The 25,630-nt window shown below is 47.9% G+C and carries 20 protein-coding genes, 8 tRNA genes and 1 rRNA gene; all 29 read left to right on the forward strand.

From position 1 onward, the window contains the following. Positions 1–2,323, forward strand: a 23S ribosomal RNA gene (locus gpAD87_RS23065); the annotation flags it as partial. Positions 2,324–2,409: 86 nt separating this feature from the next. Next, positions 2,410–2,501 (forward strand) — tRNA-Ser (locus tag gpAD87_RS23070). Positions 2,502–2,548: 47 nt separating this feature from the next. Continuing rightward, positions 2,549–2,625, forward strand: a tRNA-Met gene (locus gpAD87_RS23075). Between the two features lie 9 nt (positions 2,626–2,634). Then, positions 2,635–2,710: transfer RNA gene (locus gpAD87_RS23080), tRNA-Val, on the forward strand. A gap of 5 nt (positions 2,711–2,715) precedes the next feature. After that, a tRNA-Thr gene (locus gpAD87_RS23085) sits at positions 2,716–2,791 on the forward strand. A gap of 9 nt (positions 2,792–2,800) precedes the next feature. Continuing rightward, positions 2,801–2,878, forward strand: a tRNA-Asp gene (locus tag gpAD87_RS23090). Between the two features lie 20 nt (positions 2,879–2,898). Further along, positions 2,899–2,974, forward strand: a tRNA-Phe gene (locus gpAD87_RS23095). 9 nt (positions 2,975–2,983) lie between these two features. Beyond that, positions 2,984–3,069 (forward strand) — tRNA-Tyr (locus tag gpAD87_RS23100). 7 nt (positions 3,070–3,076) lie between these two features. Further along, positions 3,077–3,149, forward strand: a tRNA-Lys gene (locus gpAD87_RS23105). Positions 3,150–3,440: 291 nt separating this feature from the next. After that, a complete protein-coding gene (locus tag gpAD87_RS23110; protein ID WP_231952798.1) occupies positions 3,441–4,508 on the forward strand; it encodes a PucR family transcriptional regulator in 1,068 nt (355 codons plus the stop codon). Positions 4,509–4,611: 103 nt separating this feature from the next. Continuing rightward, entirely contained in the window at positions 4,612–5,736 is a 1,125-nt protein-coding gene (locus gpAD87_RS23115; protein WP_063566522.1) for an ABC transporter ATP-binding protein, read from the forward strand. A gap of 263 nt (positions 5,737–5,999) precedes the next feature. After that, positions 6,000–6,938, forward strand: a complete 939-nt coding sequence (hprK, locus tag gpAD87_RS23120; protein ID WP_063566521.1) for an HPr(Ser) kinase/phosphatase — start codon at positions 6,000–6,002, stop codon at positions 6,936–6,938. A 126-nt stretch (positions 6,939–7,064) separates the two neighbouring features. Then, positions 7,065–8,102, forward strand: coding sequence for a prolipoprotein diacylglyceryl transferase (gene lgt, locus gpAD87_RS23125; protein WP_064641168.1), 1,038 nt, complete (start codon positions 7,065–7,067; stop codon positions 8,100–8,102). A gap of 6 nt (positions 8,103–8,108) precedes the next feature. Next, positions 8,109–8,759 carry a pyrophosphatase PpaX gene (gene ppaX, locus gpAD87_RS23130; RefSeq protein WP_064641169.1) on the forward strand — a complete coding sequence of 217 codons (651 nt, stop codon included), beginning with the start codon at positions 8,109–8,111 and terminating at the stop codon, positions 8,757–8,759. Continuing rightward, entirely contained in the window at positions 8,756–9,283 is a 528-nt protein-coding gene (locus gpAD87_RS23135) for an acyltransferase (protein ID WP_064641171.1), read from the forward strand. Before ppaX ends, gpAD87_RS23135 begins: the two co-directional genes overlap by 4 nt. Before the next feature lie 477 nt (positions 9,284–9,760). After that, complete coding sequence (locus gpAD87_RS23140) at positions 9,761–10,975, forward strand: ATP phosphoribosyltransferase regulatory subunit (protein WP_064641173.1); 1,215 nt, start codon at positions 9,761–9,763, stop codon at positions 10,973–10,975. 1 nt (position 10,976) lies between these two features. Continuing rightward, the gene (gene hisG / locus gpAD87_RS23145; RefSeq protein ID WP_064641175.1) at positions 10,977–11,636 is read left to right on the forward strand and encodes an ATP phosphoribosyltransferase; all 660 of its coding nucleotides are present in this window, start codon (positions 10,977–10,979) and stop codon (positions 11,634–11,636) included. 107 nt (positions 11,637–11,743) lie between these two features. Further along, entirely contained in the window at positions 11,744–13,048 is a 1,305-nt protein-coding gene (hisD, locus tag gpAD87_RS23150) for a histidinol dehydrogenase (RefSeq protein WP_064641177.1), read from the forward strand. Beyond that, positions 13,041–13,670 carry an imidazoleglycerol-phosphate dehydratase HisB gene (gene hisB / locus gpAD87_RS23155; protein WP_064641178.1) on the forward strand — a complete coding sequence of 210 codons (630 nt, stop codon included), beginning with the start codon at positions 13,041–13,043 and terminating at the stop codon, positions 13,668–13,670. The genes hisD and hisB overlap by 8 nt, the downstream gene beginning before the upstream one ends. A 3-nt stretch (positions 13,671–13,673) precedes the next feature. Continuing rightward, on the forward strand, positions 13,674–14,294 hold the full coding sequence (gene hisH, locus gpAD87_RS23160; RefSeq protein WP_064641180.1) for an imidazole glycerol phosphate synthase subunit HisH: 621 nt from the start codon (positions 13,674–13,676) through the stop codon (positions 14,292–14,294). Positions 14,295–14,639: 345 nt separating this feature from the next. Beyond that, positions 14,640–15,374 carry a 1-(5-phosphoribosyl)-5-[(5-phosphoribosylamino)methylideneamino]imidazole-4-carboxamide isomerase gene (gene hisA, locus gpAD87_RS23165; protein WP_064641182.1) on the forward strand — a complete coding sequence of 245 codons (735 nt, stop codon included), beginning with the start codon at positions 14,640–14,642 and terminating at the stop codon, positions 15,372–15,374. A gap of 231 nt (positions 15,375–15,605) precedes the next feature. Continuing rightward, a complete protein-coding gene (hisF, locus tag gpAD87_RS23170; RefSeq protein ID WP_063566512.1) occupies positions 15,606–16,367 on the forward strand; it encodes an imidazole glycerol phosphate synthase subunit HisF in 762 nt (253 codons plus the stop codon). Further along, positions 16,360–17,088 carry a bifunctional phosphoribosyl-AMP cyclohydrolase/phosphoribosyl-ATP diphosphatase HisIE gene (gene hisIE / locus gpAD87_RS23175; protein ID WP_064641184.1) on the forward strand — a complete coding sequence of 243 codons (729 nt, stop codon included), beginning with the start codon at positions 16,360–16,362 and terminating at the stop codon, positions 17,086–17,088. The genes hisF and hisIE overlap by 8 nt, the downstream gene beginning before the upstream one ends. An 11-nt stretch (positions 17,089–17,099) precedes the next feature. Continuing rightward, positions 17,100–17,924: a histidinol-phosphatase HisJ gene (gene hisJ, locus gpAD87_RS23180; RefSeq protein ID WP_064641186.1), complete on the forward strand. Its 825-nt coding sequence runs from the start codon at positions 17,100–17,102 to the stop codon at positions 17,922–17,924. Positions 17,925–18,194: 270 nt separating this feature from the next. Beyond that, positions 18,195–19,142, forward strand: a complete 948-nt coding sequence (locus tag gpAD87_RS23185; protein WP_063566509.1) for a ribose-phosphate diphosphokinase — start codon at positions 18,195–18,197, stop codon at positions 19,140–19,142. Positions 19,143–19,433: 291 nt separating this feature from the next. After that, positions 19,434–21,686 carry a helix-turn-helix domain-containing protein gene (locus gpAD87_RS23190; protein WP_064641188.1) on the forward strand — a complete coding sequence of 751 codons (2,253 nt, stop codon included), beginning with the start codon at positions 19,434–19,436 and terminating at the stop codon, positions 21,684–21,686. A 336-nt stretch (positions 21,687–22,022) separates the two neighbouring features. Beyond that, positions 22,023–23,624: an extracellular solute-binding protein gene (locus tag gpAD87_RS23195; RefSeq protein WP_064641190.1), complete on the forward strand. Its 1,602-nt coding sequence runs from the start codon at positions 22,023–22,025 to the stop codon at positions 23,622–23,624. Between the two features lie 136 nt (positions 23,625–23,760). Next, the gene (locus gpAD87_RS23200; protein ID WP_063566506.1) at positions 23,761–24,657 is read left to right on the forward strand and encodes an ABC transporter permease; all 897 of its coding nucleotides are present in this window, start codon (positions 23,761–23,763) and stop codon (positions 24,655–24,657) included. A gap of 62 nt (positions 24,658–24,719) precedes the next feature. Beyond that, complete coding sequence (locus tag gpAD87_RS23205; protein ID WP_063566505.1) at positions 24,720–25,592, forward strand: carbohydrate ABC transporter permease; 873 nt, start codon at positions 24,720–24,722, stop codon at positions 25,590–25,592. Positions 25,593–25,630: the final 38 nt, after the last annotated feature.

Consider the following 25,630-nt stretch of genomic DNA (forward strand, 5'->3'; position numbering starts at 1 on the left):
TGGCGTGCCTTTTGTAGAATGAACCGGCGAGTTACGTTCCCGTGCAAGGTTAAGGTGAAGAGCCGGAGCCGCAGCGAAAGCGAGTCTGAATAGGGCGACTTAGTACGTGGACGTAGACCCGAAACCGGGTGATCTACCCTGTCCAGGGTGAAGGTGCGGTAACACGCACTGGAGGCCCGAACCCACGCATGTTGAAAAATGCGGGGATGAGGTGGGGGTAGCGGAGAAATTCCAATCGAACTCGGAGATAGCTGGTTCTCCCCGAAATAGCTTTAGGGCTAGCCTCGGAAAACAGAGTCGTGGAGGTAGAGCACTGATTGGGTGCGGGCCCGCAAGGGTTACCAAGCTCAGTCAAACTCCGAATGCCATAGACTTACTTCCGGGAGTCAGACAGTGAGTGCTAAGATCCATTGTCAAAAGGGAAACAGCCCAGACCATCAGCTAAGGTCCCCAAGTGTGTGTTAAGTGGGAAAGGATGTGGAGTTGCACAGACAACCAGGATGTTGGCTTAGAAGCAGCCACCATTGAAAGAGTGCGTAATAGCTCACTGGTCGAGTGACTCTGCGCCGAAAATGTAACGGGGCTAAACACACCACCGAAGCTATGGCTTGATGCTTTGCATCAGGGGTAGGGGAGCGTTGTATAAGGGTTGAAGGTGTACCGTAAGGAGCGCTGGACATTATACAAGTGAGAATGCCGGTATGAGTAACGAAAAGATCAGTGAGAATCTGATCCGCCGAAAGCCTAAGGGTTCCTGAGGAAGGCTCGTCCGCTCAGGGTAAGTCGGGACCTAAGGCGAGGCCGAAAGGCGTAGTCGAAGGACAACAGGTCGAAATTCCTGTACCACCGTAAGCCGTTATGAGCAATGGGGGGACGCAGCAGGGTAGTGACGCGGACTGATGGATGTCCGTCTAAGCAGTGAGGCTGATGTGTAGGCAAATCCGCACATCGTTAAGGCTGGGCTGTGATGGGGAGCGAAAATTATAGTAGCGAAGGTCATGATCTCACACTGCCAAGAAAAGCCTCTAGCCAGGTGATGGTGCCCGTACCGCAAACCGACACAGGTAGGCGAGAAGAGAATTCTAAGGCGCGCGGAAGAACTCTCGTTAAGGAACTCGGCAAAATGACCCCGTAACTTCGGGAGAAGGGGTGCCCCGGTAGTGTGAATAGCACGAGGGGGCCGCAGTGAAAAGGCCCAAGCGACTGTTTAGCAAAAACACAGGTCTGTGCGAAGCCGTAAGGCGAAGTATACGGGCTGACGCCTGCCCGGTGCTGGAAGGTTAAGGGGAGCGGTTAGGAGCAATCCGAAGCTGTGAACCGAAGCCCCAGTAAACGGCGGCCGTAACTATAACGGTCCTAAGGTAGCGAAATTCCTTGTCAGGTAAATTCTGACCCGCACGAATGGCGTAACGACTTGGGCGCTGTCTCAACGAGAGATCCGGTGAAATTTTAATACCTGTGAAGATGCAGGTTACCCGCGACAAGACGGAAAGACCCCATGGAGCTTTACTGCAGCTTGATATTGAATTTGGGTACGATCTGTACAGGATAGGTGGGAGCCTTTGAAACGTGAGCGCCAGCTTGCGTGGAGGCACCGTTGGGATACCACCCTGATCGTATCTAGGTTCTAACCTGGTACCGTAATCCGGTGCGGGGACAGTGTCAGGTGGGCAGTTTGACTGGGGCGGTCGCCTCCTAAAGAGTAACGGAGGCGCCCAAAGGTTCCCTCAGAATGGTTGGAAATCATTCGAAGAGTGCAAAGGCATAAGGGAGCTTGACTGCGAGACCTACAAGTCGAGCAGGGACGAAAGTCGGGCTTAGTGATCCGGTGGTACCGCATGGAAGGGCCATCGCTCAACGGATAAAAGCTACCCTGGGGATAACAGGCTTATCTCCCCCAAGAGTCCACATCGACGGGGAGGTTTGGCACCTCGATGTCGGCTCATCGCATCCTGGGGCTGAAGTAGGTCCCAAGGGTTGGGCTGTTCGCCCATTAAAGCGGTACGCGAGCTGGGTTCAGAACGTCGTGAGACAGTTCGGTCCCTATCTGTCGTGGGCGTAGGAAATTTGAGAGGAGCTGTCCTTAGTACGAGAGGACCGGGATGGACGTACCGCTGGTGTACCAGTTGTTCCGCCAGGAGCACCGCTGGGTAGCTATGTACGGAAGGGATAAGCGCTGAAAGCATCTAAGCGTGAAGCCCCCCTCAAGATGAGATTTCCCAGTATGTAAGACCCCTTGAAGACGACGAGGTAGATAGGCTGGGGGTGGAAGTGCAGCAATGCATGGAGCTGACCAGTACTAATCGGTCGAGGGCTTATCCAAATATGCAAGTTATAAGTCGCACATTTCGTTTCGGATCTAGTTTTCAGGGAGCAATCCTTGTAAGCATTGTTCATGATTGTCTATTTGGAGAGATACCCAAGTGGCTATAAGGGGACCCTCTGCTAAGGGGTTAGACTGCGTAAGCGGTGCGAGGGTTCGAATCCCTCTCTCTCCGCCATCTTTACCTTAAGGTGGACAAGCAATCAAGATCAATATTATTAATATGGCGGTGTAGCTCAGCTGGCTAGAGCGTACGGTTCATACCCGTGAGGTCGGGGGTTCGATCCCCTCCGCCGCTACCATATTACCCAGGAGGCTTAGCTCAGCTGGGAGAGCATCTGCCTTACAAGCAGAGGGTCGGGGGTTCGATCCCCTCAGCCTCCACCATATACGCCGGTGTAGCTCAACTGGTAGAGCAACTGACTTGTAATCAGTAGGTTGGGGGTTCAAGTCCTCTCGCCGGCACCATTAATGCCTGGAACCGTGGTGTAGTTGGCCTAACATGCCTGCCTGTCACGCAGGAGATCGCGGGTTCGAATCCCGTCGGTTCCGCCATTAATCTAAAAATTAAATAAGGCTCGGTAGCTCAGTCGGTAGAGCAGAGGACTGAAAATCCTCGTGTCGGCGGTTCGATTCCGTCCCGAGCCACCATGTAATCCTGGAGGATTAGCGAAGCGGCCAAACGCATCAGACTGTAAATCTGCTCCCGTACGGGTTCGGTGGTTCGAATCCATCATCCTCCACCAGTTTTTCGAGTCATTAGCTCAGTTGGTAGAGCACCTGACTTTTAATCAGGGTGTCGAAGGTTCGAGCCCTTCATGACTCATCTTTTGAAAAAGAGTGATTGATCATTAATTTGATTAATCACTCTTTTTTGTTATAGATAAATAAATTAATAATATGGAAACTTTGATAAAGACTGAAAAAGGCGATGCTGCGCAAGATATGATAAAATAATAGAAAAAAGCAGAGTGGTGGCGTTCATTATATGAAGCTCATACCTGATCTAAAAAAACAAATCGAAGCAATTATAGGTACTACATTGGACGAATCCGTGATAACTATAGAAGAATGGAATCAATATGGATTGAGCTCAGCTCACCGTAGAACTGTTCCAGTGGCTCATAATACTCTTACAAAAGAGGCCGAAGGTTTCTTGCGTGATGATGAGATGATGGATGGATTAGCAAAGGATGTAAGCAGTTGGCGTACAGAAGACCAAATATATTTTAAAATCGGGATGAACGAGGAAGAAGGTACTGTTTTATATTGGGGATGCTCTGTTGATGCCGTTACGCTGGAAGTACAGCGTTTAATTGAACTTCTCATTACTAGTCATAGGGAATCGTTAGATGAAGAACAGCCTGTGATATATGAAAACGATAGAGAACAACAGCTTGCTGAATTGGGACAGTGGCTTCGGAAACAGGTTGAGCAAAGAGTTCAGCAGGAACCTATTCCGGATCATTTTTCATTGGATGGAGAATTGAACACAGAGAAAATCCCATTTTTGCTGCAATGTGAGACACCTGATGCTCATCGTATTCGTTCGAAGGAATTGAACAAGTTACTCGAAAGTTACTTCGGTGAAGAGATTATACTGATTCCTGTGGGAGCGCAGGAGTGGGTGTTTCTGGGTGATGAACAGATTGTCACAGGCGAAGCTGAAGAGGATACGACGGAAGCCAGAAAAGATTTATTGAAAGCCTTCTGTCAGGGGCTCTATGAATTGGTAGCCAGTGAATGGGCGGGTGTATTTCATTTATCTGCATCCTTACCGTGTATTCCTGCAAAACAGCTATCTTCTGTCACGGCACTTCTTCAAGAGAGTGTTCACTTGGGCAGAGCTTTCCATGTCGTGCAACACATTCATCTTCCTTGGGATCTGCACCTTGAGCGTTTGGTAGATAGTATTCCTGTGCAACAGCGACTTCGTTTTATACAGGAAACGGGGAAAGGCACTGTGTTGTTTAGTGATAGTGAAACACTGGCTACACTGGAGACCTTCTTCAATCTCGATTGTAATGTGAGTGAGACGGCAAAGCGACTCTTTATTCATCGAAATACCTTGGTATATCGTTTGGATAAGATCAAACAGGAGATTGGATATGATATCAGAAACTTCGAAAGTGCCGTTCTGGTGCGACTTTTATTGCTTATGTACAAAGTGACGAAAAAGCTTTGATAATTTTGTGCAGTTTGCGAATAGTCAAACATCATGCAAATGGGTTAATATAAAACTACAAAATGTATTCGATTACAAAATGATCTCTGAGGAGGCAACAATCATGGCTGGTGTACGTTTAGAGCATATTTTCAAAAAATACCCGGGTTCTGATAAAGCAACAGTAGTTGATATTAACCTGGACATTAAAGATAAAGAGTTTCTGGTACTGGTAGGTCCGTCCGGTTGTGGTAAATCAACAACACTGCGTATGATCGCAGGCCTTGAGGAAATTTCTGAAGGTAAACTCTATATCGGTGACCGCGTCGTTAATGATGTTGCTCCTAAAGACCGCGATATCGCGATGGTATTCCAATCCTATGCCTTGTATCCGCATATGAGCGTATACCAAAACATGGCGTTTGGTCTGAAATTGCGTAAAGTGAAAAAAGATGAGATCGACAAACGTGTACGTGAAGCAGCTAGAATCCTGGATATTGAACATTTGCTTGAGCGTAAACCTAAGGCATTGTCCGGTGGTCAACGTCAGCGTGTCGCTCTGGGACGTGCGATCGTCCGTGATCCACAAGTGTTCTTGATGGATGAGCCTCTCTCCAACTTGGATGCAAAATTGCGTGGTCAAATGCGTGCTGAGATCACTAAACTTGCGAAACGTTTGGAAACAACCGTTATCTACGTAACGCATGACCAAATCGAAGCAATGACAATGGGTGATCGAATTGTAGTTATGAAGGATGGTATCATCCAACAAGCTGCTTCTCCGGAAGAGCTTTACAACCTCCCTGCTAATCTGTTCGTAGCTGGTTTCATCGGTTCCCCGACAATGAACTTTATCTCGGGTAAATTGGCTGAGCAAGGTGCTAGCATGCATTTCGTAGCTCCTGGTGTGGACGTTGAAATCCCACAAGGTAAAGCACAAGTGCTGAAATCAAGAGGATACATTGGTAAAGAAGTGATTCTGGGTGTTCGTCCAGAAGACATTCACGAAGAGCCAGTATTCCTGGAAGCATCCCCGAACTCTGTATTCTCTACACACGTAGACGTAACAGAGAACCTGGGTCACGAAATGCTCCTCTACTTGAGCGGTGTAGGTAACGACACTACAATCGCACGTGTAGACGGACGTTCCAACACTCGTGATGGTTCCACAGTTAAAATGGCAATTGACATGAACAAAGTTCATATCTTTGACAAAGAGACTGAAGCAAACGTTCTTCTTCAAGACTAATAGTACTGAGATTCATCGGTAACGATAGAATCTATCAGTTAACGCAATCATACATGGTAATCTGAGCCCCTTCCGTTATTGCTGGAAGGGGCTTTTTTACTCATACACGGGTGGAAGCCAAGATTGCATTCATCCCGGAATTCATTTAAGATTATTTGAAGGTTAGATGCTGTAACAAACAACATGAATGCGCTATTAATGCAATGGAATGACGCTAATGCTGATGTACATAGAGGGCAGCGAATGCTGAAAGGAAGAGACAAATGGCGAAAAAAGTGAAAGTATCTGAATTGGTACAACAGTTCCAGTTGGAGGTTGTTTCTGGATCTCACGGGCTGAAGAGAGTCATTACTGTAGACGATTTGAACCGTCCTGGCCTGGAAATGGCCGGTTATTTTGAATATCATCCCCAAGAAAGGGTACAGCTTCTTGGTAGAACAGAGCTGGCCTTTTTTGCAATGTTGCCAGAAGATGAGCGCCGTGATCGGATGCAGCGCCTTTGTACGGAAGAAACGCCATGTATCGTAGTAACCCGTGGACTTGAAGTGCCACAGGAACTGATTGACATCAGTGAAGAACAGAACCTTGCTGTGCTTCGCAGCAACATGGCTACAACGATTCTGTCCAGCCGGATTACTGGATTCCTGGAGAAGAAACTGGCGCCTACAGCAACAATTCACGGTGTACTCTGTGATGTGTATGGAGTAGGCATGTTAATCACCGGTAGCAGTGGCATTGGTAAGAGTGAAACTGCACTGGAACTGGTGAAACGTGGTCACCGATTGATTGCCGATGATGCGGTAGAAATTCGTCAGACATCAGACTTCCAGCTGCACGGAACTGCGCCAGAATTGATCCGTCACCTACTTGAGATCCGTGGTGTCGGCATCATCAACGTAATGACATTGTTCGGTGCGGGTGCGGTTCGTAATAACAAACGAATTACACTGGTTGTTCGTCTGGAAGCTTGGCAGCAGGATAAACAATATGATCGTCTTGGTCTGGATGAAGAGACGACACGCATCATTGACACAGATGTACCGCTTGTAACGATTCCTGTTCGTCCGGGGCGGAACTTGGCTGTTATCATTGAAGTAGCGGGAATGAACTATCGCTTGAAACAGATGGGGTTGAATGCTGCGTTGCAATTTACGAACAAGCTGACAGCAACGATCTCTGAAGATATGGAAGACATGGACTAAGAAGAGAAGGATCTATTATATGATTAAAGGCCAATTGTTGATGTGTTTTACTCCTTTATAGAGCGTTGGAGACATACAGCAGTTGGTCATGCTTGTGAATGAGTCAATTTATAGGAGTGTGAATGAATGGATACATTATTACTGTTGAACCCGATAGCGTTCTCCATCGGAGCGTTAAAGGTTCACTGGTACGGGCTTATTCTCGGTACAGCGGCACTTGTAGGTTTGCTGCTCGTCATCCGGGAAGGCAAACGATATAACATTCCGCAGGAAGTGTTCATGGACATGGTTCTGCTTGGTGTGCCTTCTGCCATTATCGGTGCCCGCATATACTACGTGGCATTTCGATGGGACGATTATAAGGATAATTTCTGGGATGTCTTTAAAATATGGAATGGTGGTATCGCCATATATGGCGCACTGATTGGTGCGATCATATGTGCAGTCATTTTCTTCCGTCGTAAAGGGTATAACTTCTGGCGCATGGCCGACATCTGTGCACCTGGATTGATCGTTGGACAAATGATCGGACGCTGGGGTAACTTTGTAAATCAGGAGGCCTATGGCGGTCCTGTAGAAGAATCATTTTTGAGAGACAAGCTTCATTTGCCAGACTTTATCGTTAATCAGATGAACGTGGAAGGTGTATTCCATCATCCTGCATTTTTGTATGAATCGATGTGGAGTCTTGTTGGTCTGATCATCTTGCTGGTGCTTCGTCGTCAGAAGTTCCTGCGTGCTGGTGAGCTGTTTATGTCCTATTTTATCTGGTACTCGATCGGTCGATTCTTTATCGAAGCGCTGCGTACCGACAGTCTGGGATTCCAGGCTCCGCAATGGGTTGCCTCCATGGTTAATGGATTATGGTCACCGATGACAGCTATGGGCTTCGAGCAAGGATATCTTGATCCAGCCTACGGTAACGTAAGAATTTCGCAGCTGCTGGCTATTGGGATCATTATTGTTGCGGTAGTCTTCATCGTCGTGAGAAGAATGACAGGCAAGGCAGATGTACGGTATAGCGATCCAATTGTATCTTCCAAGGTTCCTTCAGAATCATCGGATGATATGGTGCAAACGGGCCCGGTTGCAGGCAAAGAGGACACGGTAACTCCAGTCTCGACCAAAGAGGATCTGAAGCAAGCTGAAGAGAAAAAGGAGTAATGCAACATGATTGACACGGTTTTGTTTGATCTGGATGGAACGATCATCGACACGAATGAACTAATTATTAACTCTTTCCTTCATGTAATGGAGGATTTGCAGTTATCTACCCCTTGGACACGCGAACAGATCATTCCTCATATGGGAGGAACACTGGAGAATCAGATGCGTACGTTTTCTGGGAAAGAGGATGTTGCGGAGTATGTCAAAGGATATCGGGCGTACAACGACGTTCATCATGAGGCGATGGTTCAGCCTTTTCCTCACGTGATTGAAGTCGTTGAAGCTCTTCATGAGGCAGGAATTGTGATGGGTGTTGTCACAACGAAGATTCGTCCATCTACTCTTAAGGTGCTGGAGCGTTTCGACCTGTTGAAGTATATGAAATCGATTGTAACAGTTACCGATGTAACCAATCCCAAACCGCATGCTGAACCGGTCCTAAAGGCGATCGAAGAGTTGGGTGCAGATCCTTCCAGAACATTGATGGTGGGTGACAGCCCAGTCGATATTCAATCGGCACAGAACGCGGGTGCGCTTGCGGTAGGCGTAGCCTGGTCCCTTAAGGGAGAGGCCGTATTGAGCGGCTATAACCCGGATTACATTTTGCACGACATGAAGGACTTGCTCAAGCTGATTGAAACGGAACGTTCATGAGAAAAGTAACCCGCTATCCCGTAGAAGGTCATAACGCACTTTGGCATATCTACAAGACAGTGAGTCCGTGGAAAGGCGTGCGTAATTTTATCTGGATTCAGTTGTCACGGTACTGCCCGATTTTGTCGGTCAAGAACTGGATCTATCGTCGCATGCTTGGCATGAAGGTGGGTAAACATACGGCATTTGGTTTGATGGTGATGGTTGATGTGTTCTTTCCGGAGAAAATTACGGTGGGCGAAAATTCCGTGATTGGTTACAACACCACGATCCTGGCTCACGAGTATCTTATTAAAGAGTACAGACTCGGTGAGGTGATTATCGGGGAAAATGTACTGATCGGTGCAAATTCAACCATCCTGCCGGGTGTGACCATTGGAGACGGTGCGGTAGTAGCTGCAGGAGCAGTTGTTCATAAGGATGTAGCTCCGGGGGCTTTTGTTGGAGGAAATCCACTTCGTGATCTGTCTCGCTCGAATGCTTCAGTGGAGGAAATTGTCATAAAGGCTGATGAAAACAAATGATTTTGGGAGACGGCCTACGGACATATCTGAAAAGATCACCAACAAAGGATACGAAAATTAACCTGAATTGATTCAGTCAGGGGAAGAGCAATAAGTCGAACGGACTGGAATAAGGAAGCTGCTGATGGCAGCTTTTTTCGTATACAAATAATTAGACTCATGTTCAGCAATGGGATCAAAATGGAGGATGTAGTGCAAGCAACCCAAAGGGGCCGCATTGTTGACGATGGATAGTCATTCATGTTATCATATCCCATATCCTTTAGTTTGTTAGCACTTTACCATGTTAAAGAAGTGAGATGAAAGTTAAGTATAATTAAGCATAAATGAACACTTACTAAACATTTTCTGAAGGCTGCCTGGCAGCAACAATAAGAATTCAGGTTACAAGATAGAATGGGGATTTACACTACATAAATCCTGTTGAAATAGAACGTCTACCAATCTTAAATTACTGACTCGGGGTGAATAATACCAATGTCCAAACCAAAAGGCTTTGAAAAACCGACAGGTTTTCGTGACTATACACCACATGTGGTGACCAAGCTGCGAACCATTGAGCGGAATGTACTGGAATGCATGGAACGCTGGGGTTACCGTCAAATCATAACGCCAACGATTGAATACTACGATACTGTAGGTGTAGCGAGTTCCACATCGGATCGCAAGCTGTTTAAATTATTGAACAGTCGCGGGACTACGCTGGTGCTAAGATCAGATTTGACAGCTCCGATTGCACGGGTGGTCTCTTCTCTATTGAAGGATGAGGAACTTCCACTGCGTCTGTCCTATCATGCGAATGTGTTTCGTTCCATTGAAGAGGAAGCAGGACGTGAGGCGGAATTTTTCCAAACAGGTGTAGAGCTTGTCGGTGATGATTCGCCAGAGGCAGATGCAGAAGTTGTAGCACTTGCGATCGCTTCTTTGCAGGCAGCGGGTGTATCTTCCTTTAAAATTGCGATGGGTCATATGGGATTTCTGAACGGGTTACTGGAAGAAGTCATTCCGGGTAAAACGGTACAACAGGAGCAGTTGAAAGAAGGATTGCTGGGACGTGATTATGTCGGCTATCGCCAATCCATTGAAGCATTGGATCTAGAACCGAAACTGAAGGAACAGCTTGAAGCCATTTTGCGTCTGCGTGGCGGTAAAGAGGTATGTACACACGCAGCAGAGCTGAGCTCAAGCACTGAAGCTGCACAGTCCATTGCACATCTATGTGCAGTATTCGAAGTGTTGGAAGCGTACGGTGTGTCTGAGCATGTATTAATTGATCTGACGATGATTGGTGATTTCTCCTATTATACAGGCATGACGTTTGAAGGGTATGCGGCAGAGCTCGGATCGCCGGTATGCAGTGGCGGACGATATGATAATCTGTTACAGCAGTTTGGCCGATCATTACCGGCTACAGGGTTTGCACTCAAAACAAACCGGATTATTGATGGTGTTCATGGAATTACAATGGAAGAGAAGAAGCCTGTACTTATTCAATATACTTCGGAACGCCGGGCTGAGGCTCTAACGGAGGCGGCGAGACTACGCAGCATCGGTCAAAATGTAGTAACGTTCCTTCTTCCTGAAGCTGGGGCAGAGGCAAGTACGACAACCGCTGGAGCTGTAGCAGGCAACAAGTCAATCCAGGCTGAGCAGGTTATCACGTACGGATCTAAAAATGGAGGGGGACGCTGAGATGTCGGATATTTTGAAGGTAGCCATGCCGAAGGGCCGAATCTATAAGAAAGCCTCCAAACTGTTCCGTGAAGCAGGGCTTGATATTCCGGTAGACGTGGACGATACGCGCAAATTGGTGATTGAAGTGCCAGAAGCAGGGATGGAGTTCATCATGGCGAAGCCGGTGGATGTGCCAACGTATGTGGAGTATGGAGTAGCGGATATAGGGATTGTGGGTAAAGATGTCCTGCTTGAGGAAAATCGGGACGTGTACGAATTGTTGAACCTGGGAATCGCACAGTGCCGCATGTCTGTTATTGGACTACCGGACTGGACACCTGGCATTCAGCAGCGGGTGGCAACAAAGTACCCGAGGATTGCCTCCCAATATTTCCGCGAGCAGGGACAGCAGGTAGAAGTTATCAAACTGAACGGTTCCATCGAACTGGCGCCGCTGATCGGTCTGGCTGATCGAATCGTCGATCTGGTAGAGACGGGACAGACGTTACGTGAGAACGGGCTCGTGGAGATGACGGGTATTCTGGATATCACAAGCCGCCTTATTGCCAATCGGGTCAGCTATCGGATGAAGAACGCACGAATTCAGGCTTTATGCGATGCTCTCCAACAGGTCATTCCAGCCTCGAATGAGGTGTCGGCGGGAATTTTTCGAGGATAAATCAAGCATGTAAGATGGAACAGAAGTCACTAATTGATGATTGATTATATAGCATAAATAGGCATTAGTCGCATCACAGGCATTACAGGGATAGGGAGGATGTACGCATGAAGATTGTACCTGCACGGGAATTTGATTTGAAGCGGGAAGTGGAATACGGCACACCGGAGCAAAATGAAACGGTACGGCGCATTGTCAGCGACATTCGCCGGGAAGGAGATGCGGCACTGCTGCGTTACACAGAGCAGCTGGACCGCACGAAGCTGACGGCTGCGGAGCTACGCGTGCCGCAGGAAGAGCTGCAGGCGGCTTATGCAGCCGTGGAGCCTTCCTTCGTGACGGCGATTCGGCAAGCCGCCGCTAACATTCGTGCTTTTCATGAGAAGCAGAAACGCAACTCATGGATGGATTGGCAGCCGGACGGCAGTCTGCTGGGCCAGGTGATCCGGCCGCTGAAGCGGGTCGGCGTGTATGTACCTGGCGGCAAAGCAGCGTACCCTTCGTCGGTGCTGATGAATGTGATTCCGGCACAGGTGGCTGGCGTGCCGGAGATTGTTCTGGTGACGCCGCCGTCAACAAACGGCGGCGAAGGCATTAACCCGTACATTCTCGTGGCTGCTGCGGAAGCAGGCGTGAGCGAGATGTACCGGGTTGGCGGCGCTCAGGCAATCGCCGCCCTTGCTTACGGCACGGAGAGCATTGCCCCGGTCGACAAGATCTGTGGACCGGGCAATATTTACGTGGCGCTCGCGAAGCGCGAGGTTTATGGCGCAGTCGATATCGATAGTATCGCCGGGCCAAGTGAGATTGTGGTGCTCGCCGATGATACGGCGAATCCGGTGTATGTCGCCGCCGACCTGTTGTCGCAGGCGGAGCATGACGAGATGGCATCGGCCATTCTCGTCACGACCTCGGCCGTGCTGGCGGAAGCCGTGCAGGCCGAAGTGCGGCAGCAGCTGGAAGTACTGCCGCGGCGCGATATCGCTGCTGCTTCCGTGGAGCAGCATGGCGCGATTATTGTGGTCGACTCCATCGATGAGGGAATCGATGTGGTGAACCGGCTCGCACCGGAGCATCTGGAGATCATGGTGCAGGAGCCCATGGCTTACGCTGGCCGGATCGAGAATGCCGGAGCGATCTTCCTCGGCCCGTATAGCTCGGAGCCGGTAGGGGATTATTTTGCGGGACCGAATCATATTATTCCGACAAATGGAACGGCACGATTCAGCTCACCTGTGGATGTGGATGATTTTATCAAAAAATCAAGTTTGATCTATTACAGCAAGGAAGCGTTGCTCCAAAATGGAGCGGCTATTATAGAGCTGGCCCGGCATGAAGGGCTCGAAGGACACGCCCGTGCGATCGCTGTACGGTTAGAACAGGAAGGAAAGGCGGAATCGGATAATGGATAAGCAGGATAATGGTTTGGACCTTCAGAGCAAGGGTGCTGTACGTCAGGCAGAGGTAGACCGCAAAACAAATGAAACGAACATTCAGCTTTCTTTTGCCGTAGATGGAACCGGGGAATCCGAGATTGAAACGGACGTACCTTTCCTGAATCATATGCTCGATCTGTTCACAAAGCATGGACAATTCGATCTGAACGTACAGGCGCGCGGCGATGTTGATATTGATGACCATCACACGGTGGAGGATATCGGGATCTGTCTGGGACAGACTCTTCGTGAAGCATTGGGTGACAAGCGGGGCATCAAACGTTATGCTAGTGTATTTGTACCGATGGATGAGGCTCTCGCTCAGGTAGTCATCGATGTCAGCAACCGCCCTCACTTTGAGTACCGTGCACAATACCCATCTCAGCAAGTGGGCAGCTTCTCAACTGAGCTGGTACATGAGTTCCTGTGGAAACTGGCGCTGGAAGCACGCATTACACTGCACGTTATTGTGCACTACGGACAAAATACGCACCACATGATCGAGGCGATCTTCAAAGCACTGGGGCGTGCACTGGATGAGGCAACAACGATTGATCCACGTGTAACGGGTGTGCCTTCCACGAAGGGAGTGCTGTAGACGATGGCGATTGCAATTGTCGATTACGGTATGGGGAACCTGCACAGCGTCGGCAAAGCGGTCGAACGTCTTGGCTACGAAGCGCAGGTCACAGGTGACCGGGATGCGATTCTTGGTGCAGATGGTGTGATTCTGCCAGGTGTAGGTGCATTTGGCGATGCCATGGTGCACTTGCGAGAGAGTGGATTGGACGCTGTGGTGAAGGAAGCGGCAGCTGGACCAACACCGCTTCTCGGGATCTGTCTGGGCATGCAGCTGTTGTTCAGCTCAAGTGAGGAGCATGGCGAGCATGAAGGATTGAATATTTTGCCGGGTAAAGTGGTGCGATTCGCACCGGGAGAACTAAAGGTTCCACATATGGGCTGGAATCGATTGCAGTTCCTGCACCCGGAAAATCCGCTATTCGCGGGGCTTGAGGCAAGTCATGTCTATTTTGTCCATTCATATCATGCACGTACGGATGAAGAGAGCGATCTATTGGCAGTAACGGATTACGGACATCCGGTTACGGCGATTGTTGGCAGAGGCTCCAATTTCGGTATGCAGTTCCACCCGGAGAAGAGCGGAGAGCTGGGTATGAAGCTGCTTGGAAACTTCCTGGCGTTAACTGGATCGAAGGCGTAATCTTAATCAGCGATCATATGATTTTTTAATTCCATCCTTATAAAATAATACTAGCTAATCTTATATAAAATCTAATCTATATAAATTGAACTAAACATTTACACGATAACGGAGAGGACAGAAATAACCTGAAGAAGCGGAGCTAAAAGCTTTCTGAAAGAAAGCTGCATCGGAAGCATACGCTTCGCCTTTATCCCTGGATTTTCCCCTTTAAATAAGGGGTTTAAAAAAAATCTGGGGATAACAGCGATCGGAAGGTTGTTCTGTCATCGGAGTGGCAAGTGTAAATATTCTTTAGTTTCAATTTATATAGAGACAAATATGAATATATTCAGGAGGCCTTGTATGTCATCTTTTATCATATATCCGGCAATTGATATCCGGGACGGCAAATGTGTAAGACTGGTGCAGGGAGATTACAATCAGGAGACGGTATATAACGATGACCCGGTTCAAGTTGCTCTTTCCTGGGAGAAGCAAGGTGGTACATACGTTCATCTGGTGGATCTGGACGGTGCAAAAGCAGGTCATCCCGTGAATGATGAGCTGATCGGGCGTATTGCTTCGGCCGTGAACGTGCCTGTTCAGGTAGGTGGAGGTCTTCGTACAGTGGATGATGTAGAACGTTTGTTGGGCCTCGGCGTAAGTCGTCTTATTATCGGAACAGCTGCGATTGAAGATCGCGCTTTTACAGAAGAAGTACTGGGGCGTTACGGAGATAAAGTAGCTATTGGTATCGATGCACGCAATGGCTATGTGGCGACACGCGGATGGCTGGAGACATCGGAAGTTCAGGCCGAGGTACTTGCGAAGGAACTGGCGGCATTTGGTGCCGAAACCTTCATCTTCACAGACATCTCCCGTGATGGCATGATGCAGGGTCCTAACGTGGAAGCGATCGTGTCTCTTGCGAAGGCGAGTGGCCGTACGGTGATTGCTTCCGGGGGAGTTAGTGTCATGGATGATCTGCTTCGTTTAAGCAAGCATGCGGAAGATGGTGTCGGAGGAGCAATCGTAGGTAAAGCGCTGTATACTGGTAGTATTGATCTTTCCGAAGCGGTACGTGCGGTAAATAAATAATAGCGATACTATATAGGCTCAAATAAACATTGGCACGATAACGGAGAGGACAGAAATAACCTGAAGAAGTGAAACGTTCGCCTTTATCCCCGGATTTTCCCTTTAAAAAAGGATCAAAAAATCTGGGGATAACAGCGCTCGTAAGGTTGTTCTGTCATCGGAGTGGCTAGTGTGAATATTCTAAGTTGAACTTATACAGGTATGCGATCATCAGGAGAGAGGAAGAGGAGCATGCTGGCAAAAAGAATCATTCCTTGTCTGGACGTGAAGGACGGCCGGGTTGTCAAAGGCGTTAACTTCGTCAATCTCCGCGATGCGGGTGATCCGGTGGAGCTGGCGGCGCTGTATGACCGCGAGGGTGCGGACGAACTGGTGTTTCTCGATATCTCCGCTTCGGTGGAAGGCCGCGAAACGATGGAAGAAGTAGTGCGGCAAACCGCAGGCGAGATCGCCATTCCTTTTACCGTAGGTGGAGGGATCTCCAAGGTGGAAGACATGAAGCGCATTCTGCGTGCAGGAGCGGACAAGATTGCGGTAAATACGGCAGCTGTGCTTAATCCTCAGCTGATTGCAGACGGAGCACGCCGCTTTGGTTCCCAGTGTATCGTCGTTGCAATTGACGCCAAGTATAATGAGGCTTGGGGCGAATGGGAAGTGTATACGCATGGTGGACGTAAACCTTCAGGGATAAAGGCGCTTGACTGGGTTAAACAGGCGGAGGCCTTAGGCGCTGGAGAAATTTTGCTGACAAGCATGGATGCGGACGGAACGAAGGACGGATTCGATCTGAAGCTGACTGCAGCGGTATCCGAATCGGTACGTATTCCGGTCATTGCTTCAGGCGGTGCGGGCAAGGAATCGCATTTCTATGATGTGTTCACGACAGGCAAAGCGGACGCAGGTCTAGCAGCAACGATATTCCATTACAAAGAAATCGCCGTTCCGGCGTTAAAACAACATTTGAGAGACCAAGGGGTGGAGATCCGTGACTAATGTAAGCAATGAGATTAAGGAGCAGTTATCCTTGGAGCAGGTTGTGGAACACATTCGCTGGAGCGATGGTTTGGTACCTGCCATTGTGCAGGATGCAGAGACACGTCAAGTTCTGATGATGGCTTATATGAATCGGGAATCCCTAAAATTGTCGCTGGAATCCGGTGAAACGTGGTTCTGGTCACGCTCGCGTCAAGAGCTGTGGCACAAGGGCGCAACTTCAGGTAACGTACAGACGATTACTTCATTGAAATACGATTGTGATGGTGACACCTTGCTGGTTGAAGTGAAGCCGAACGGACCTGCTTGCCACACCGGAGCAGTGACGTGTTTCCATAATGAAATCGTGGGCTTGCCAGAGCAATCAGCAAATCAGACTTCAGGTGATTCTATTGCAACGACTGCAAGTGCCAGCTCCGAAAGCCGTTTTGAAGTACTGGCTGAACTGGAATCGGTCATTGCAGAGCGTGAACGTGAGCGTCCGGAAGGTGCATATACGACGTACCTGTTCGATAAAGGCGTTGATAAAATTCTGAAAAAAATCGGTGAAGAAGCGTCCGAGACGATCATTGCCGCCAAAAATAAAGACAATGACGAGCTTCGTCTTGAGGTCAGTGACCTGATGTACCACTTGCTCGTTCTGTTGCAAGAGCGCAAGCTGCCGCTGGATGACATCATGTCAGAGCTGAGCCGTCGCCACGAGCGGCCTCGCCGCGATTAGGAGGCGAGCCTGTGCGTATAGACTATCATACACACCATGAGCGGTGTGGTCATGCGGTTGGCAAGCTGGAGGCTTATGTACAGCGTGGGGTGGAGATTGGGCTGTCGCAGATCGGGCTGTCGGATCACATGCCTTTGCTGCATGTAGACCCCGCTCACTATTATCCTGAGATGGCAATGCCCATGGATGAGCTGCCGCGTTACGTGGAAGAGTGTTTTTCTCTGAAAGAGCGGTACCGTGGTCAGATCGATGTGCGTGTCGGCCTCGAAGGCGACTATATTGAAGGCTGGGAGACCGAAATCCGGGCCATTATTGAACGCTACCCATGGGACTATGTGATTGGATCGGTTCATTTTCTCGGGGAATGGGACATTACGGATTTTCGCCAGACCCATCATTGGGAAGGCAAAGACGTACTAGGAGTCTATCGTCAGTACTATGATGCTGTGAGCAAAGCGGCAGCGACGGGAATGTACGATATTATGGGTCATACAGATGTGATCAAGCGCTTTGGCTTCACTCCGGCACCAGAGCAGACTGAAGAGCGTATAGCCCTTGAAAACGCAGCACTGCAAGCTATCGCAAAAAGTGGCTGTGCTATGGAGCTCAATGCATCAGGATTATCGAAGCCATGCGCAGAGATGTTCCCTGGTCGCCGGATGTTAACGGAGGCCATTCGATTGGGAATTCCGCTGACCCTTGGCTCCGATGCACATGATCCGCTGAAGCTAGGCGATTATCTGCCTGAGGCCGAGGCGCTCTTGCGTGAGCTGGGCTGTACGGAGGTAGCCGTTTTTGAAGGTCGACAGCGCTCGTTCCTTTCTTTAAATGTATAAGGTAGTGGAGTATAATGAGGGTAGGAAATAACCTTTTTAGAGGTAGTTCAAAAAAGTCCGCTTTTGATTACGAAGGATGCCTAATGGCATCATCAGCGTCGAAGCTGGAATTCAGCCGAAATGTTCGTTGCTCACGTAGTTTTGCCTACGCTCCGCTACTCCATTTCTAGCTTTATCCCATCTTCTCGGTACTGAAAACGGGTCTTTTTGAACATTCACTTTTAGACTGATAAAGGATTATATTGGGACTTCAACCCTCGGGAGGGCATTATGCAGCATTCGTTACGTATTTTTTCCGGTTCATCGAACCCTAAGCTGGCAGAACAGGTATGCGACAAGCTGGGTGTACAACTAGGCAAGATCAAACTGTCCCGGTTCAAGAGCGGAGAAATATACGTTCACTACGAAGAGACGATCCGCAACTGTGATGTATTTCTGATACAATCATTATCTCATCCGATTAATGAGTTGTTCGTAGAACTGCTCGTCATGATTGATGCAGCCAAAAGGGCTTCTGCGCGTACGGTAAATATTATTGTTCCTTATTACGGATATGCCCGTCAGGAACGCAAGTCTGCTCCGCGTGAGCCGATCTCGGCCAAGATGGTTGCGGATGTGTTAACTACTGCTGGGGCAAACCGGGTAGTTACCATTGATTTGCATGCAGCGGCAATTCAAGGGTTTTTCAATATTCCTGTGGATCACATGACATCATTGGATCTCATCAGTGATTATTTGCTGAGTAAAGGGATTGAAAATCCGGTAGTTGTCTCCCCTGATGCGGGACGAGCCTCGATGGCAGAGAAACTGGCGAATCGTCTGGATTCACCTTTTGCCATTATGATTAAAAAGCGGCCAAGCCACAATGAATCGATCATTACGCACGTTATTGGGGATGTTGAAGGTCGAACTCCAATTATTATTGAGGATCTGATCGATACCGGAACGACAATTCTCAATGTTGTTGAAGGATTGAAGGAGCGAGGCTCCAAAAACGTATATGTATGCGCAACACATGGTCTATTCTCGGACGGGGCACTAAGTAAGCTCAATCACCCGTCTATAGCCGAGGTGGTAGTCACAGACTCCATCGCACTGCCGGATGACCATCCCGAATGCTTCAAAGTGTTGCCCGTAGCACCAATGCTTGCGCGTGCTGTTCGCATTATTGTGGATGGTGGCTCCATGGCGACGTTGTTTAAAGATTCAGGGATTTAATCATGCAGCACAGTTTTGTGAATTCAGGTGTATTGTGCCGTGTTTGAGTAGTTTGCTGCTCAGCACGGTTTTTATTTTTTTATGATGGATTAGGATAGAGATGCGGATGAGTTAAGGAGAAAGAGGGAATCGATTACTCATTTGCTGCCTGGGGGCTTGTGCTATAATAACTTAAAATTGATTTTATGGCTGCGTATATAGGGAATTCAATCCCAGAGATGTAACTGATGTGATGAACAGTAGAACCACGGCTATTATACAACGGTATCGTGGAGTGAGGAGTGGGGTCTATTGTCCCGGACTTGGTATTATCGTTTACTGTTTTCTTATTTTCCTATTTTCTTTCTTACCATGACCGTACTCATTTTTATCGCTTTTGTTTTCATTAATGACATCTCCAGGGAAGAAACAAGGAAAGCAGACCGTATCTCCTCCAGCTATTTGGTAGACAGTCTGGACCGGACGATCCGGGATATTGAGTTGTCGGTTATGGAAGCGGTGCAGAGTGAGCAGGCCTATAAGTACTATTTTAATAGCCAGAACCAGGTGGGCAAAGAGACCGTGTATAGCATTGCTCAAAACTTGCGTGAGCTGACGAGTTCCAACCCTTGGATCCAATCCATTTATTTGTATGACAAGAAAAATGAAAGCGTTTTAACATCAAGCGGCTCCAAGGAGGTAGATAGCTTTTCAGACAAGGCATGGATCGACCGAATCGACTCTGGTTCTCTTACTTCAGGCTGGCAGCCTGTCAGGGAATACGATGCAGGAGTTAATCAGCGTACGCCTATTCGGGTGTTGACGGTAGATAAGGATATGCCCTTGCCATTCGGCTCTGATGGGGTGCTTGTCATTAATATCAAGATGAGCAGCATCGAGCAGAGCATTGATAGTATGGTTAATGGACAGCTTTCTTTCATGAGCATTCTTGACCATGACGGTCAGGTTGTTTACGATGCACATTCAGATCGTGAAGGTGCTGTAGAAGGCCAAGAGCTGAACACCCTTTCGCTGGAAAGATTGGGTTTGACGATCTCCAGTGGGATCAAGGAGGGGAACTTATATGGTTGGGTCTCGGTGGTTTCCTATGTATGGGTGATTATTGCGGTTGTTACCGTCATTTGTGCAATCGTCTATATTATCTATATCACTCGTCGCAACTATAAACCCATTCAGATTATTATGAATCGGATTGAAGCCCATCAGATTCGGGTGCTGGAGCAATCGGGCTCACGGACCGATGAGATGAAATTGATTGATGGCGTGTTAGAAAACCTGATTAACCATATGATGGATTCGGACAAAAAGAGCAGAGAAAACGTGCTGCTGCAGCGCAGCAAACTTTTTAGCGATCTGCTGAATGGGGAGAATCTGGATCATGCGGTAGAGCGATTAAAGGATCTTTCCCCGTTAACTGGCGTGGATACTTCGTCATGCTTCGCTGTTGTGGTTGGCGAAATCAACCGATATGAGAAAGGATTCCAGGAACGGTTTACGAGAGGCGAGCAGAATACACTCAAATTTGCGTTAATGAATGTGCTGCAGGAGCTCTCACGCGATGCGGGTATGCAATGCTGGACCGAATGGGTCAGCTCAGATCAGATTGCGATCCTTTTCCTGTCCACAGACGGTAACCCGGATATGACGGAGCAAATTCGCTTAGTTGCAGAGGAATGCCGATCCTGGGTTGAGCAGAATCTGCGTATATCATTGAGTTTCGGTATCGGACCGATCGCAGAGGGCATCAAGGCCATTCGTGAATCATACGTAGCGGCTGAGACTGTGATGCACCGCAGATTGCTGAGAGATGGTGATGTCGCTCTGGCCGGGTATGGAGAAACCCAGCAGCAGCTGCTTGATACCTATACTTATTTGCAGATGATTGCTGATTTTGTTAAACGCTTTAGGATGTCGAGCAGTCAGTGGCGTGATCAACTGGAGGAGATCTTCGCGGCTTTTGAACGTGATAAGCTGCCAGATGATGAGATTCACTCCTTGATTCAGGCGATGCTACAGATGCTCAGCCGGGAAGTAGCGGTCATGTCCGAACAGCTGCAGGAGAAATTATCGGAGGAAAACATAAACAAGTGGTTGATGCTGATGAAAGAAGCGGAGACACTTGAAGGTGTCAAAGACATTCTGTTTGATGACCTGACGGACTTGTTCAGAACTTATGTGTCGGTAACTGAGACCAAGAGCTACAAAGCGATGGTCAATGAAATGAAAAACTATATCGAAGAACAGTTTGCGAATCCTGATCTTTCGCTGAAACATCTGAGCGATCGATTCCAGATTACCGGCAAACATGCGAGTTATTTGTTCAAGACAGAGTTCAATATGAAGTTTGTAGACTTCCTTACAGAATTGCGGATGAAGGAAACGGAGCGTCTTCTGCGGAGTACGGATCTTTCCCTACAGGACATTGCCTTGAAGGTGGGGTATGCCAATGGAATTACCTTGGGACGTGTATTCAAACGGGTTGAGGGTATTACACCGGGAGACTATCGCCGTATGAAACGTGAACATCACGATTCCGAGTCGTAATTCAAAGGCTCATTCTACGCATTATACCGTGCTAAGCACAGGGTGGAATTCATGCAGGTTTTTCTCAGGAGAAGCCATGTAGGACTCCACCTTTTTTTTGCTGCTAGTGTAAACCTATATTCCGTCTTGGAAGCTTGCGCTTATGCAAGAAATCCTTGATTTACGCCTGTTTTCGGGTCCTTTACGAATATAGTCAGTCTGCGAAAATCGTCGCTCGGGATAAACCATTATCCTTATGTAAGCGTTTCCGAAACGAGTTTATTGCCAGAGCGCGGAAAGATGTGGAATACTCTGGGCAAGCTTTAAACATTCACGCAATGCTAAGGAGATGACAAAATGACAGGAAAAGCAACCAAAGGGAGTCTAAAGAAATGGATGGGATTGGCGCTTACTATGGTAATGGGAGTTTCCTTGCTAGCCGGCTGTTCATCTGCATCGAATCAGGAATCAGAAGGCAGTGCATCAGGCAACGGCGAGCGTGTCACTTTAAAAGTGGAGGTGTTTGACCGCGGGAATAGTCCTTCGCCTTATACCATTACGAATAACTATTTGTCCAAACTGATCCAGGAACGGTTCGGCGACCCGAATAACATTGATATACAATTCGTACCGATTCAGCGCTCGGAGGAAGTAACCAAGCTGAATGTCCTAATGGCGAGTAATACGGATGTTCCGGATATTGTATTTGTTTATGACTCAAGTGTGTTTTATCGTTACGCCGAACAAGGCGGTCTGACTGATGTGGGAGAGTTGATTGATCAATACGGACCGAACCTGAAAAAATTCCTTGGCGAGGACACCCTTAAGTTTGGTCAATTAGAGGGCCAGCAGTTCGCAGTTCCTGGCAAACGTGCCATCACAGGCAGATATAGCTCGTATATTCGTCAGGATTGGCTGGATAAACTGGGATTGCCAGTACCGAAGACGACGGATGAATTGTATACCACTTTGAAAGCATTTAAAGAGAAGGACCCTGGTGGACTTGGCAGCAAAAACATTCCAATGGGAATGGCACTGGCGCCAGCTCAGTTCGAAACACTGATCTACTCATTCATCAAGCCGATCAGCGGGGATCTGACTTATGCCCAACGTTATGAATTGCCTCTCCATGAGGGCTTCAAGGATGCCATGAAGTTCATGAACAAGCTGTACAATGAAGGCTTGATCAGTAAGGACTTCAGTTTGGATGAAGATAAGGCTCAACTGGTGAAGGATGTACAGAACGGAAACATTGGCTACTGGTCTGAGGATGTCGACGCTATTTTCTATGCAGATGGCACTCTGGATAACTTGCTTAAAAATACGCAGGGCAGTAAAGTGCTTCCGGTTGATGCGTACACCAATGCAAACGTAGACAACAAACATATCAAATCCCGTTACGGTTCAAACGGCATGTACATCATGATTCCGAAGAGCAGCAAACGTTCGGTGGAAGCAATCAAATATTTGGATTGGATGGCATCAGACAATAATCTGATTGATATCTACAGCGGCGTGGAAGGAGAGAACTACGATCTCGTAGACGGAATTCCTGTTGTCAAAGAGGATGCTTCACAGGAAGCGAAGGATCGTCTGTTCAACGCAGGGGATACAGCTATTATCTCAAATGGTAAAAATATCGGTGATCAGGCTACCAACGAAAAAGCATGGATCATGGGCTTCCCGCAAAATAATCAGGAAATGCTTAAACAGTCGATTGATATTGCTAACACCGACACGGTAGGCCCCATCATTTTTGACAAACCGATTCAGGCAGAGATGAAGTACAGCACGGCGCTCAAAGATAAGCTTAATGTCATTATCGTAAAAACAGCAATGGCTAAACCGGAAGAATTCGACGCAGTGTATGAACGGGAAATGAATGATTTCATGTCCCTTGGTGGTACAGAACTGAAGAAGGAACTGGATCAAGCGGTTCAAGAGCTTGCTGCGAAATAATAGTCGGAGATATGAATGTATGAACGTACGAATCCAAAGAACACAAGCTTGATATCGCATCATTCATGAAGGGACTTGTGCCGTCGGCTGAGGTTAAGGCGGCACAGTGTTTCTTCGTTGTTAGGAGGAGACCGACTTGACCGCATACTTGAAGAGGTATTGGCAATTATACGCGTTGATTTCACTGCCCCTCATCTATTTCGTGGTGTTTCGCTACGGACCGATGTATGGCGTTCAGATCGCATTTAAAGATTTTAATCTGTTTCAAGGTATTAACGGCAGTGAATGGATCGGTTTTGATGCCTTTCGCGAGGTATTCGGGATGCGAGATTTCTACACCACGTTGCGCAACACCTTTATGCTGAATTTTCTTGATCTGATCGTTTCGTTTCCTGCTCCCATTATATTAGCCATCATGCTCTATGAAATCCGGTTTAAATGGTTTCAAAAAATATCGCAGACGATTCTGTATATCCCTCATTTTATTTCGTGGGTCATTATTGGGGGAATTGTGTACCAGTTATTCGGCAACCAATCCGGTATGGTAAACGGTGTACTTGAAAGTATGGGCTTAAATCCGATTCCATTTTTGACGGAGAAAAACCCGTGGCTTGTGACCTACCTGTTCACAGGTGTCTGGCAAAGTGCAGGCTGGGGAACGATTCTATATCTGGCTGCGCTGACGGGTGTTAATAAGGAATTGTTCGAAGCGGCAGAGATTGATGGAGCGACACGGCTGAAGAAAATCTGGCATATAACCCTGCCAAGCATCAAGCCTACTATTGTTACTCTGCTCATTCTTAATTTGGGACATATGGTCAGCATCGGATTTGATCGTCCTTATATTATCGGGAACACGGCAGTACGTGAATATTCCGATGTGCTCAGTACCTTTGTATACCGGGTCGGGCTGGAATCGGGACAATATACGCTGGCAACCGTCGTTGGACTGTTCCAGGCAGTCGTTGGACTTATATTTGTACTCGGCTCGAACTATATATCGAAAAAGACAACAGGTGAAGGAATTCTTTAAAAGAACAGAAGGTACGCTAAGCTGCTTTATATGTATACCATCAGTAAAGGAGTTGTGCGCATATGAGTGAACGCACCTCAAACCGGATTTTTGATACCGTTATCATCCTGTTTATTAGCTTGTTCGTCGTGTTCTGTCTCGCTCCGTTTCTGCACACGATTGCCATATCATTAAGCTCCAATCGTGCCATTACATCAGGTGAAGTCACCATTTTTCCTAAGGAGTTCAATTGGGATGCGTATGTTAAGGTGTTCTCCGATCATTCGATGCTGTATTCCTTGGGATATACGACCCTCTTAACGATTGTGACAACGGTGTTATGCATGGTGTTCACAATCGCAGCTGCATACCCGTTGACCAAGAAAAAAATGAAGGGCCGCAAGCTCTTCATGTACGTGATCATCATTACGATGTTCTTTAGCGGGGGGATCATTCCCGAGTACTTGCTCATTCGTGACTTGCACTTGCTTAATTCGCCGTGGGCGCTAATTCTGCCAGGTCTGGTCAGTCCGTTTAACCTGATTATCCTGATCTCATTTTTCAATGGTATACCAGAAAGTCTGGAGGAGTCCGCTGAAATTGACGGCAGTTCACATCTGCACACACTGTTGAAAATCATATTACCGCTGTCGATGCCAGTCATGGCAACTTTGGCGTTGTTCTATGCTGTTGGCCGCTGGAATGGCTTCCAGGATTCCCTGATGTACATTAATGATCCTAAGCTGTATCCACTTCAGCTCAAACTGTTCCAAATGGTGCAAAACAACATGGTGAGTGAGCTCACACAGATGGAAGGTGCCAACCGCGCTCCATTAACCCCGGAAAGTCTCAAGGCGGCCACCGTTATTTTTGCAACCGTACCGATTCTACTCGTCTATCCATGGCTGCAAAAATATTTTGTTAGCGGTGCCATGCTTGGAGCTGTTAAGGGCTGATCATAGGTTTTCTTAAGCCAATCGTGATTAACCAGATG

Source organism: Paenibacillus sp. AD87, assembly GCF_001659845.1.
GTDB lineage: Bacteria > Bacillota > Bacilli > Paenibacillales > Paenibacillaceae > Paenibacillus > Paenibacillus marchantiae.